13 protein-coding genes are annotated in these 12,594 nt (G+C 40.6%); all 13 read right to left on the reverse strand.

All coding sequences use genetic code 11. The annotated features are described in order from the left end of the window. Nucleotides 1-20 precede the first annotated feature (20 nt). A complete protein-coding gene (locus GKR92_09645; GenBank protein QMU61944.1) occupies nucleotides 21-1,082 on the reverse strand; it encodes a prepilin-type N-terminal cleavage/methylation domain-containing protein in 1,062 nt (353 codons plus the stop codon). 3 nt (nucleotides 1,083-1,085) lie between these two features. Continuing rightward, the gene (gene pilV / locus GKR92_09650; GenBank protein QMU61945.1) at nucleotides 1,086-1,550 is read right to left on the reverse strand and encodes a type IV pilus modification protein PilV; all 465 of its coding nucleotides are present in this window, start codon (nucleotides 1,548-1,550) and stop codon (nucleotides 1,086-1,088) included. Nucleotides 1,551-1,561: 11 nt separating this feature from the next. Then, a complete protein-coding gene (locus GKR92_09655) occupies nucleotides 1,562-2,041 on the reverse strand; it encodes a prepilin-type N-terminal cleavage/methylation domain-containing protein (protein QMU61946.1) in 480 nt (159 codons plus the stop codon). Nucleotides 2,042-2,443: 402 nt separating this feature from the next. Then, the gene (locus GKR92_09660) at nucleotides 2,444-2,842 is read right to left on the reverse strand and encodes a type IV pilin protein (GenBank protein ID QMU62769.1); all 399 of its coding nucleotides are present in this window, start codon (nucleotides 2,840-2,842) and stop codon (nucleotides 2,444-2,446) included. Between the two features lie 63 nt (nucleotides 2,843-2,905). Further along, nucleotides 2,906-6,661: a hypothetical protein gene (locus GKR92_09665; protein QMU61947.1), complete on the reverse strand. Its 3,756-nt coding sequence runs from the start codon at nucleotides 6,659-6,661 to the stop codon at nucleotides 2,906-2,908. 12 nt (nucleotides 6,662-6,673) lie between these two features. Then, nucleotides 6,674-7,204, reverse strand: a complete 531-nt coding sequence (locus GKR92_09670) for a hypothetical protein (protein ID QMU61948.1) — start codon at nucleotides 7,202-7,204, stop codon at nucleotides 6,674-6,676. Between the two features lie 4 nt (nucleotides 7,205-7,208). Further along, complete coding sequence (locus GKR92_09675; protein QMU61949.1) at nucleotides 7,209-8,267, reverse strand: hypothetical protein; 1,059 nt, start codon at nucleotides 8,265-8,267, stop codon at nucleotides 7,209-7,211. Next, entirely contained in the window at nucleotides 8,264-8,752 is a 489-nt protein-coding gene (pilV, locus tag GKR92_09680; protein ID QMU61950.1) for a type IV pilus modification protein PilV, read from the reverse strand. Before pilV (GKR92_09680) ends, GKR92_09675 begins: the two co-directional genes overlap by 4 nt. Before the next feature lie 5 nt (nucleotides 8,753-8,757). Continuing rightward, on the reverse strand, nucleotides 8,758-9,309 hold the full coding sequence (locus tag GKR92_09685) for a prepilin-type N-terminal cleavage/methylation domain-containing protein (protein QMU61951.1): 552 nt from the start codon (nucleotides 9,307-9,309) through the stop codon (nucleotides 8,758-8,760). Nucleotides 9,310-9,847: 538 nt separating this feature from the next. Beyond that, the gene (locus GKR92_09690) at nucleotides 9,848-10,402 is read right to left on the reverse strand and encodes a DJ-1 family protein (protein ID QMU61952.1); all 555 of its coding nucleotides are present in this window, start codon (nucleotides 10,400-10,402) and stop codon (nucleotides 9,848-9,850) included. Then, on the reverse strand, nucleotides 10,357-10,881 hold the full coding sequence (locus GKR92_09695) for a hypothetical protein (protein ID QMU61953.1): 525 nt from the start codon (nucleotides 10,879-10,881) through the stop codon (nucleotides 10,357-10,359). The genes GKR92_09690 and GKR92_09695 overlap by 46 nt, the downstream gene beginning before the upstream one ends. Next, the gene (locus GKR92_09700) at nucleotides 10,854-11,150 is read right to left on the reverse strand and encodes a hypothetical protein (GenBank protein QMU61954.1); all 297 of its coding nucleotides are present in this window, start codon (nucleotides 11,148-11,150) and stop codon (nucleotides 10,854-10,856) included. The genes GKR92_09695 and GKR92_09700 overlap by 28 nt, the downstream gene beginning before the upstream one ends. Before the next feature lie 46 nt (nucleotides 11,151-11,196). Beyond that, the gene (locus GKR92_09705) at nucleotides 11,197-12,525 is read right to left on the reverse strand and encodes a PDZ domain-containing protein (GenBank protein QMU61955.1); all 1,329 of its coding nucleotides are present in this window, start codon (nucleotides 12,523-12,525) and stop codon (nucleotides 11,197-11,199) included. Nucleotides 12,526-12,594 lie beyond the last annotated feature (69 nt).

Below are 12,594 nucleotides of genomic sequence, written 5' to 3' on the forward strand. Positions count from 1 at the left end.
GTAATTCGCTATCAATAAAATTAGGGTGTGTTATTTCGTAAAGACACTGTGGTGGTATACACTGTGCGTAAACGTCTATCGCCAGTTGCAACAGGATTTACTGTTGCCCCATTAAATTGTATTGAACGTGGTTCTTGAGTTATATTGTTATCACTTCTGAGTAATAAACCAATCCTTATACTTCTTACTGCATCCCAATTTGTAACGTTATTTGCGGTTACATAAGCATCCGCGTACTCGTCCATGCCGGTATCAATACCGTATAAAAGTTGCATATCTTCTATTCCACTTGCCAATGCAAGCGTTGTGAAGTCATCTGCCTGAATATCGTTATCACCATCAGGCGTCCAGGAAGATCGAAACAATGCTGGTTGACCATTCGCATCGGTACCAACAAAGTACGCAGTCGACTGCCAACGAAAAACTTGTGATGCTTGTGAGTAAATTGCGCTTAATGTGCCGCCTGCACGATTTAAAGCTACAGTATCTGTACCTGTAGTAAGACTGCCAATTTGGAATACATCAGCCACACTACAATCGGTAATCATCACAACTTCGTTTGCTGTAAAATCACAACCATTTGGATCTACAACATCAATAGCAGTATCGCCAGTGGATGTAGGAGCAGAGGTTAACTGTGCACCGCAACTTGAAGCGCGCTGAATATTAATTACATCTGTGTTAGCAACTACACCGCTTAAATTCAAACTTGCGTCTAAAGAGGGAACCCAATCGCTAGTGCCGTAATTAAAACCGCGAATGCTGTCTGTTCCATCAATTGCGTATGGGAATAGGACAAAAGCATTTGACGTTGCTATTGCGCCCGGCGTGATATCGTTAACAGGCACACCTGCACCGCGACTTAAACATCCGTTATAACCCGCCATACGTAAATCGTTTATCATCTGATCCACCACAAACCGACCATTTTCTTGCAGTCGTGATAGAGCATTTTCAAGTCGATAGGTACCTTTATTGCTTGCGAATATTTGGATTGCAGCCGCTGACACTACCAAGCCAAGCACTAGTGCAACTAATAATTCAACCAATGAAAATCCAATTTGTTTTTTATTTTGATACATGAGTTATACATCTGTCCTAAATGTGAAAGTTTGCAGTGTTGCGCTGCCGCCACTAGCTTGGCCGCCTTCACGTGTAATATTCCATTGCACGACAACCGTGCATGCGCCAGCAGCAGTACAGTTTATAGATCCATCACCACTGGGTAACAAGGCTAAAGTATTTACCAACCAACTGTTTACATCTGCATCTGCCAATGTTGTTCCAGTTTTATCGCCTTCAGTTATAAGTTGGTTATACGAACCATTAATCGCTTGAGGCCTATTTGCTCGCAACCGATCCACCATGTCATACGCAAGAAATGTCGCTTGAGATTTATGATATGCACCGTGATTCGCTTTTAAGGATGTTGCATGCAACGCCGCTAATCCAAGCAACCCTATAGATAAAATAAACACAGCAATCAGCACTTCAAGCAGTGAAAATCCACATGACTGCTGTCTCTTGGATTGAAATTTTAAAATTTTCATATCAAATAAACTCATGTGCAAACAGCAGTAGTTGAGCTAGATTGACCAGAAAGTGTAATAGTAATAACTCGTACGTCACTACTTCCTGTTGGGCAATCATTAGGAGTTAGAGTTAGAGTTAGAGTAACGTTAGCTCCTGTTGTTAAGGTTCCATCAGATTGGTAAGTTATAGTTGCAGCAGTACTAATTAACGATGCATTCTCAACGCCTTCAAAAAATTGAATGTCGACACCATTAACTCTAACCTTCCAACCAGCTGACCAATCTGTACCAGCTGTAATTGGCTGAACAATTACAATTTGATTCTGATTTATTGTTTGTCCTCTTGCATAATTTAATGAAGACAATAGAGAGTTTGTCTGCGCAGCAAGTCGATTTTGTTTGAATACTGCACTAAATGATGGCACTGCAAGTGTCAACATAACACCCAGCATTAGAACGGTAATCATCAATTCAAGAATTGTGAAGCCACGTTGTGCGAAATTTTTCATTTATCTAAAATTTAATCCTCTGTAGAGAGAGGTAGACCCTCACTCATCCAACAATGCAAATTACTCTACATTGATATTCAAGTATTTTTCGCGAGTGCGTTGTAACTCGCTTGGATTCTCTGATGAGCGGAAGTGCTTGATTTAAAAACGTGAACGAGGTTTATTGTGCATAAAATAGCGCAACATCTTTCGCCGATGAATGGTAATTATAAGAAATTAATTACAAATTGCTTGTAAAATTATTGTGTATCGTTTTAAAAATAATGCCGTGCAAAATTACTATCTGGCTACATCTATTACTCTGACATGGGTTACTGAAAAGCGGTCTAAATTGCCGATAAATGAGCGGAGTTTAAATTCCGATCGAGTGTAAAAAACGCAGAATTTTTTAGACTGTGCACATTACCAATGTGTTGCAGGAGTTTTTACGTTACGTGAATTGTAAGTAAGATCACCATCACTTGCTTGTCCACGTTGCGGTGCGGCAGCTAGTAAAACACAGTCAGCAATCGGTGTGGGCACATCACATACCGTTGCTGTTACTAAATAAAATTCCTTATCTGATAGAACACTTCCATCTCCATTTGGATCCGGATAACTAAGCCCTAAAATACCGCCAGCCACAAGATTTGTAGTATAAGTACTGTTTTTAGAGTAAAAATTTTGTTGCTCATGCATGATTTCTAGAAGAAGTTTCTGCCCGTCAGATCTTCGATTCTGTCTCATTTGGTTTTGATAACCAGGATAAGAAACCGCAATAAGTATAGATACCACAATCATTACGATCATCAATTCGATCATGGTAATACCAGTATTTTTTTTAAACAATTTTGTATACAGGTTTAAGCCAATAGGCAATTTGAATTACTTACTAATCTCTTTCCACGAATGCCTACCCAGTAACGAACCTATTGAGCCGCCACTGTTGAGATCTGGGTTTACCAGAATTTGATCAATATTGGTGTTCGACAACTGTGTAACTCTATAATCACCAATAAATGTGGAATCGCCAGGCGAACTTTCAAATTGTGTGCCAACAACAACATTAGCTGGACCTCTGAAACCATTAAGATTATCTTTTTCATCGAATAATCCATCTATGTTGATATCGAAAATTACATCCGTTCCCACACTACCTGTAAATGGATCAACACTTAGACCAAATCCACCAGATGTTGCGGAACAACTCATACCATCCTGTGGAATGACAGTACTAAAAAATAATTGATTATTACGGAGTTGTAAATTTCGTACCGGGCGTTCTCCCGGAAACTGTACACCGTTACTGCTACCTGGTGGTGGAATATCAAAATCGATAAACCAACCACGCGGTGAAGACCCAGGAATATAAGTAACGGGGTTTAAAGAAACTGTACGAACAACGAAACCATTATTATCGACTTGTGTAGTGAACTCCTGTTCAACTAAATCTGATGGCGAATACTTGCTTATAGTAGATAGATCACTAGGGTCATCCCATAATCCATAAATCGATTGAATTTCTGTATTAAGTGCATCATCTGAAGTGAAGTAGCTTCCTGTTCCAACTAATACAATATATCCACCTTCTGGGTTCTCTATAACAGTAGGTTTTGTTGTAATCGGCTGAGGTGTAGAAATAGCGGGTGTACCTGACTCATATGTTGCTGTGAATAATAGATTCGAGCGTATACTCCAACTTGAGTCATTCGTACTACTCATATCGATGATGTATACGTTGCCTAGTAGATCGCCTGCATACAATCTATCAACCGTTCCATTCCCATCTGTGTCAATACCCGTAATCCCACCAATTCCATTTGGAGTTAAAGGATCACCATTACCCGTATCGAGTTTTATAACATCACTTCCGATGCTCCAACCGTTATAACCTTCTTCTAAAAATGCAATGTAAATTACAGCGTTGCCTGTTGTGCTAAAAAATGGACCATCCACCTCTGTATTGTTATAACCATTTCCAAAAATGGCTACCCACTGTTTATTACCGGTACTAGGTGCATTACTCATTGCAATGATGGGTACGCTGTAAGAGAAACCTAAATCAGCGTCATCGCTATCGGAGAACTCCCACATTACAGAATCTGTATCAATATTTCCTGGCTCAGTTATATCCAAGGCAAAGTAACCTTGCCCGCCTGCACCTAAACCATTAACTAAAACAGTTCGCCACGAAGGTGTAGTTGCTGAACTGTCGCGTGGATCTATATATACATCATTCACACTAGGTGTTGCGTCTACATAAAATAGATGGTCGTACATTGGGTTGGTATATTCGCCAATACTATTCAGCAAAACATTTGGAACGTATGCAAATTTTTCTACGCCATCGGATACTTGAAATGCATGAAGCATGCCGTCATTAGCACCAACATAAACTAACTGATCACGTGTCTGGTTCGCTACACGAAACTCAAAATAGGTTTCACCAACTGCACTCGGAAAAGCCCCGCCAAAACGATTAGCAAATGGCGGTTCGCCAACAAAAACTGGCGATGAATGAACGATATCTCCGAGCACGGCACCCGTTCTTATACCATTAACAGTTGTATCCTCACGTATACGCATTTCACCAGCCATGAAATCTGTACCTTCATTGGATCTGTCACCGCGTAAATATTCCACTCGATCTTCTACAAATGTTGCGGGAGGTGTAGTTGGACTCGGCATTGCAAGATCCATTTGTTGGGGACTAGAAAGACCCGTAGTTGTAGGTGTTGTAATTTCAAAAGTACGTCCTTGTTGCACAGTGGGCTCATAGGTCAAAATATTTCTTGAGTTGGGAGTAATCGCATCAAGCTCTTCAGCTGCACTCCATTCAAAAACTGGATCGCCACCACTATTTACGTTAAAGGTGCCATTTGGATTTACACGCTGCGCAACTAATTCGCCAGCATTGGTTGCAAGGTTTGAAAACGTTCTGAATACTAATGTGTCTTGAGTTATGCTGGATGAATTAAATGCTACTGCAGTAGTGGAACCAAAATTTGATGCAGCGCGTGAAAAAGAAGACTCTACTTCGTTTATTACTGTAGAAAAATCACCGCTGTCTAAAACAGAAACAAAATTTCCACGTCCATTGTAAGAGGCATGTACTAAATCTTGCATTTGGCCTTCAAAGCTTGCATCAGGATCTAGCCAGAAACTTGGATTTGAAATACTAGGATCTGGTGGAAAAGAAACATCAACTGCTGAATTTTGATTATTAAAAATTCCAACAGTATGAGTATTCATATGTTGGTGTAATAAATCTCCAGGTGCCAATGCTCTTGGGTTTGGATCACGACTGAAGTCAACACTGGTGACAGGCACGCTATCAGTCAAACTACTTAAGTCACTTTCATAATAGAGCATCGCAACATCAGCCAATGTGTTGGTATGTATATCTTCAAACGCGAAACCGTCAAAGTCACTGCTTGATCCAGTATCTTCATTTCCAACTACACCAGCTTCGTTGTTAAAACCATCGGTAAAAACGAACGTTGAATTTTGCTGACACTCACCGCTTGGAGCAGCCAGGAGTGGGCAGTTAGAATTTCCTGCACTGGTGCTACCCGCGCTATTGAATATATCGTCAGCCGCACACTGAAAATATTTACCTACCTTATCCAGTCCCGTTCGCAAAGGTGTTCGATTTGTAGAACTAATCGATTGTGTTATTGCATCTAACAGTGCTGTTTGATTTGCATCGAGATCATCAAAATAAGTTGTGTCGGTTCGATCAATGCGTAGTTCGCTTGTTGTATTTTGGTTTACTGTTGCGTAATCAAAGTATGCTGAGTTACGACCGGTGACGGTATGACTCGCTATCGCTTTTGCTACATATTCACGCTTTCTATAATAGGTGAACCAGTTGGCAAACTTTTGTTGTGTTGCAGCATCAGCTGCGCTGATTAAAAACTCAACTTGCTCACCAAGTTCAAATATTCCATTACTATTAGTATCATTCCAGTCATAGTATTTAAACCCAAGCCCGGTCAAACGATTACCGGAAATATCTAATCCCGGAAGATCGGTTGTTAAATCAATATTATCGGCAGAAGTATTTGGATCATCAAAGTACGGATCGTTAGGTGCGTTGGTAATATCTGCATTCGGATAACCCGCCCATGGTCGGTAGGTTTTACTGCGGTCAAAATAAAGTGGGTTAAAAGTAGAACTTCTAAATCGAAAATCATCATCTGCTGCGACATAACAATTTTCTATTGCACTGCCAAATGCAGCATCTAGTGGCACCGGGTCTCCAGGAAACCGGACACCGTACAAATAGCCACTTACAAAATCCTGAGTTGGAACAGGTTCTGGTGGATTTACATATGGTTCACATGACGCTGGAATTCCACCTTCCGGTACACGATGGATAATGTTTACAAAATCACAAACACCCGAAACCATGGGTGAACAAAGCGCGCCGCTATTTTCTTGTTGTGTTAGCACTTCCCAATCCATACTCCCAGAGTCATCCATAAGGATCAAAACATTTGGCGGTAATGAAGGTGAAAGCTCTAACGGAACATCTGAGATATTTAATGACGCGGCATTTACAGTGCTTACGCTTAATAAGCTTGCGAACAGTACAAGCTGTTTAGCAAATAAAAACTTTGTATTTAGAGATTGAAACATATGTCTTATTTGTTACCAGTCAACACCGTACAGAGATTGCAAAAATACTTCTGTATTATCACTTCCACCAGTCCCCCGAGCCGTCACCCGAAATAACTGAATTGTTTGGCCTGCTTGACCTTGACCATATCCTTCAACTAATAATTTCGGTGCAACTTGTGTTTCAGAAATATGTTGAATAATAAATCTAGGCTCTGTAGTTACATTACTTGGATTGAACGCCATATACCTCCTAGAATTAACATCTTGCCAGCTTATGCTTTTCCAAAGTTCGTCATCAGTATTGTCATACAGTGCATCAATACCATTGTTATCAAAGTTTACGAGACTAAGCCCACCTGCATCCAATAAGCCTTCTCCCGCCTTTAAAGCAGCTTCAGCAGTTTGCAATGCAACCAAACTATCTCGAGTGTTACCTGCCATTCGCAGCTCTAAAGTTGAACCTTGCATGCTTGTTACCGCGATAAGCGACATAACGAGTAACATTATTAAACCCACAAACAGCACAGCACCAGATTGTTGAAACATGATATTTATATGCATTGTGTTATTGCACTCGATTGCGAAGGTTGATTGTAGTATTAGCTACGTAACGTAACTTGCGATCAGCAGGATGAGAAATTGGGGTGGCATCAGAAATTATCGTGCCCGCAACATTATAAGAATTCGTGTCCAACTGCGCGGTGACATCTTCACCCGTTACCATCAACAACCCCAAACGCACCGCTATAACACTTTGCCAATCAGCAACATTATTTGCTGTTACATAACGATCAACAACTTGGTCATTTGGCGCAGTTATATCTACGCCATAAAGAATTTGCATAGATTCAACACCTTCTAGTAATTCCTCAGCATTCATCTGGGCTGTATTTGTACCTGTAGGAGGACCGAATGCTATTAAGTTACTGCGCCATAAAGAATTTACACTAGGGTTTTGTGTACTAGCTCTTATGTAATAAATTTCAGGCTTATATGATGCAATTAGAGCATCTTCTCCGTAAGTGCCGATGGTTGTTGTAGTATTCCCAGGGACAATATTAGTGTTGTCACCGTAGCTGACGGTATTTAAACCATAATCAGCATCCGATATTTGAAAAATGGAAGCCTGTCTTGGGTCACAGACAACGCCAATTCTTCCTCTTTCAAAATCTTGATCCGAAAAACTACTATTAAGCTCAAACGTATTTCCAGCGGTATTATGGAATATTAAACTCGAGGTATATGTAGATGCTTTTAGAATAACAATTGCATCTGTATCAGCAACAGCTGATGCCACTGGTATTACATCTACACCACCTTCATAGCCATGAATACCGCGCGCAAAATAATCAAGAAACCAAGTTGCAGCTCCGCCTACAACTGCATTTGTATTATTTGTTGTAGTGCGACATGGCAAATAACTAGCCATACGAATGTCATGAGACATAAAATCAAGACTAAAACGTAAGCTTTCTTGTAAACGTGACAAGTTATCTGTCATGCGATATGTCTGCTTACTGCTTATGTACATCCCCGTAACACCACTTACTAAAAACAAACCAAGCAATAGTGCAACCATTAGCTCAACAATAGAAAATCCTTTTTCATTACACTTAATTTTCATAACTCAGCCATAATCATAATTTCTTCAGGGTTTGCGCCTGCCTGCCATTGAACTGTAACCGTTACATCGTCACCGTTTCTCTCAATTTTACCATCGCCGTTTGGAAGCACCGATGTCATGTCCAACGTACCGGTACAGGACGAATCGTTTTCATAATTCCCTAGTGCACACTTCCATTGAGCAAGTTCAAATGAAGCAAGCTGTGTAGGCGAACACGTCGCAGTTGTAGACTGGCAATTTGGAGGACTACCGGGAATACTTGTATAAGCGCTATCGTAATTACCATTACCAAATCCGATAGGATTAGCACGCATTTTATCTATCAAATCATATGCAAAATAACTGGCTTGTGATTGGAGATAAGCGTTATGGCTACTTTTCATACTGAACAATTGCATGCCCGCCATACCAAGCAAGCCAATAGATAGTACTGCAAGTGCAACTAACACTTCCATTAACGTAAACCCCTGAGCTTTTTTATTCATAAAATTTAACAACTCGCTACCGGGGTGCCGAGACTTTGTTCAGGCACCCCACTAGAATTTAATGGCGCCAGTCTTGTGCGCCCCCCAGGCCCAATAATAATGGCGCGTGCTTTTGTTAAATCACTGTTTTTACAAAGCACAAAAGTACCTTGATTATCAGACCTGCCTTTTGCATTAAAACTAAATGAGTCCATCCCACCATTAACATTAAATGTATAGTTAGATGGTAAATTTTCATTTACACGTATCAGTTCTTCTCCTGCATCAACAACATCATCACCATCGTCGTCTATAAATATGATCCAACTATTTTCATATCCTGATCCATTACAATCAGTAGAATTGTCGCTATGACAAACTTTTATTGATTGATTTCTACGTACTGCTTCACTTCTAGCAAAATGCAGAGATGAGACTAACTGATTGGTATATGCACTGAGTTGATTGCGTTCGATGACACGCCCAAAGCCAGGCACGCCCAGCGTCAATACAACAGCCGCCACGGTTATCGTGATCATGAGTTCAATTAATGTAAAAGCAGATTCGTGTTTTTGCATCTTTTTTCAAAGTTGCGAACACACGACGAGAAGATACAAGCCAACTCTCCAAGCAGGCTTATTCCATGTTAAATATCTCAGTGACGTTGGATAGAGTGCCAACGCTCGTTCCTTCCTGACTTACCCGCCGCGATATTTCGCGATCTATATATATTTACTAATGTAATTAAGCACATCCAGTGCTTACCACTTAGAGTATATCTATTGTATTAGGTTCTATAGGTAAATTCTTGTTCCAGCAGGAAAGAATTTCACCAGCTTCTATGTCATTGCTGTGCGGAGAGTTTTTATCCTTATGAGGCATAAGGCTTTAGGCGGGAGTGCCTAGATTTTGTTCTAACAATTAAAAAAACCCACGGTTTTGAGACCGTGGGTTTAGAAAGCCTGCTTCCCTGTAGGCTAATGCATAGATATTTTACTGAGGGCTATGTGACTAATTAGTGACCGGCTTCACGCTATTTAAACTGTCAGGTGCCTCATATCCAAGCAATTATACCGACTGTCAAAATATGGCTTTAATGGTAATTACTGAAGATTTTTACGCGACTCGCTGTAATGCAAGTTCAACTTGATTGCGTTTTTCATCGCCTAACAAACAAGTGATAATTTCCAGCGTAAAATCCATTGCAGTGCCAGGTCCACGAGAAGTTAAAATCTTACCATCTATTTGTACTGCTGAGGCTGTAATTTCAATAGCATCATTTTCTAGTGCTTCTAATACACCTGGATATGCAGTAGCTTTTCTATTATTCAACAAGCCTGCACTAGCTAAAACAATTGGGGCTGCGCAAATTGCAGCAATGTAGTGATCTTTATCAACAGCATTTTTTAAAATTTTATGAATGCGTTCATCTTTATTTAAGTTATCTGCGCCCGGCAAACCACCCGGTAGCACTACCATATCGAATTCCTCATCGATAACTTGATCTAGCATAGTATCTGCAAGAAGTTTTGTGCCGCGCGAAGCAACAATAGGTTTTCCATCTAAGCTGGCCGTGGTTACCTGCACATCTGCACGACGTAACAGATCTATAATGGTGACGGCTTCTAGTTCTTCACAGCCTTGGGCGAGAGGGACGAGTACTTTTGCCATGGTGTTGTCGCTTTATTAGCTAATTTTTTAGAAATCGCGGTGTTAATAAGTCCGCTTACTGTAACTAATTCTACCTCTTGTGCACTTAGTTTAGAAAGCTCCTGCTCAAGTACCGACAAGGTCGTTTGATGAGGATGTCCAATTGCTAGAGCGTAACCTTGTTGTTTTGCAATTTTAATGAGCTGCTGTATTTGCTGCTTAACGAAATCTTTATCGTTTGCAACAGAATCTAAAAATACATCGCGCCGCACACTCGGGATGTGATAGCTCAGTGCCGCATCTCCAGCAACGGTTTTAGCTGTTGTTTTACTATCAACAAAAAATAGATGTTCGTCGCGATTCGCAATGGCCTGCATCAACCATTCCATATGACTAGAATTACTAGTTAGCAAGCTTCCCATGTGGTTATTTATACCTTGTGCATGCGGTACAGCATCAATACTAATATCTACTATGCGAGTGAATTCTTGCTTAGACATGTCCGACCTAAGCCCCCATGACCAAGTTTTTCTGACTTAGAGGCTTGCATTGGCAAATGCAACATGACTTCTTTACCGTTTTGATGTGCTAAGCGCGCTAATTTAATCGAGTGAGGTCTAGCTGGAAGAATAGAACACGTAACGGGTAGGCTAGAATTGATAACTCGTTTGCCTGCTTCAATATTATGCCCGATATCATCAATGATAATAGCAATAACCGCAGGTTCAGCTGCAAAGCCATGCAATGGGGCCAAACTAAGCAGCCCCATAAAAACAATTGTTAGTTTCTTAATATTAGTCTTGAGCACGTAAGCGTTAGAGATTTGCTTGTTGTGTGCCCGACATGGTTCTTAAAACTTTTAGTGCTTCTTCTAAAGCATAGTCCGTCGCATCATCCTTGGTTTGCTTGGGGATTGTCACTACCGATTTTGGTTCTCTTGCTTTTTTATTAGCCTCTTGGTGTTCATTTTCCAAATGGCCTTCTAAATCAGACTCAGAAATAATACTGAGTGCAGAGTTTTCTTCATCAGAGGCACCTTCTATTTTTAACAAAATATCTGGAACAATTCCTTCGCTCTGAATCGATCTGCCTAAAGGTGTGTAGTACCTGGCAGTAGTTAGCTTCAACGCCGTGCTGTCATTCAATGGCAAAATTGTTTGCACCGAACCCTTGCCAAATGAAGTGGTTCCTAAAATAGTTGCACGTTCATGGTCTTGCATAGCGCCCGCAACAATTTCTGATGCCGAAGCCGAACCCTGATTTATCAACACAACTAAAGGCGCTCCCTTTAACGAATCACCTGTACTTGCTGAATATTTTAATTCTGAATCTTCAACACGCCCTTCTGTGTAAACAATCAATTGATTATCTTTAAGAAAAACATCTGAAACACCAACCGCACCGGTTAATACACCACCAGGATTATTGCGTAAATCTAAAACCAAACCTTTTAAATTGCCTTCATTTTTCTTTTTCAAACTCGCTAGTGCATCTAACAACCCTCGTGTGGTTTTAGATTGAAAATTGGATATACGCACATAACCATAACCTGGCTCAAGTACACGGTTTCTGACGCTACGTACGCGAATTACATCTCGCGTTAAGGTTAGGTCTAATGGTGCGTCTTCACCTTCACGTACAATAGTAAGTACGATATCCGAGCCCTTTTTGCCGCGCATTAGTTTAACGGCTTCTTCTAGAGTCAAACCTTTTACAGATTTATCATCTAATTTAATTATTAGATCACCGGCTTTAACCCCTGCGCGATCAGCAGGAGTATCGTCAATAGGTGCAATAACTTTTACAAAACCATTTTCCATTCCTACTTCAATACCAAGCCCACCAAATTCTCCAGAGGTTCCAATTTGAAGTTCACGAAATTGTTCTTCATCCAAGTAGGATGAATGCGGATCCAAGCCAGCTAACATACCGCGAATTGCATTTTTTAATAAATCGCTATCATCAACGTCGGTTACGTAATCCTGTTTAATACGCGCGTAGACATCTGTAAAAGTACGCAAGTCTTCTAGCGGTAAAGCCGAGGCCATTTCTTTATCGGCCCACACATTGTGCGCCATCGCTAAAGTAAGCCCGATTACCACTCCCCAGATAATTCCGATGTTTAGGGGGTGCTTAAATTTCATTACCGCTCTCCTAGAATGTTCTTTTGTCACGTGGATACTGTCCATTATGAAAGGAAAAAATAGATTCGC

This window comes from Gammaproteobacteria bacterium, from assembly GCA_014075255.1.
GTDB lineage: Bacteria > Pseudomonadota > Gammaproteobacteria > UBA4575 > UBA4575 > JABDMD01.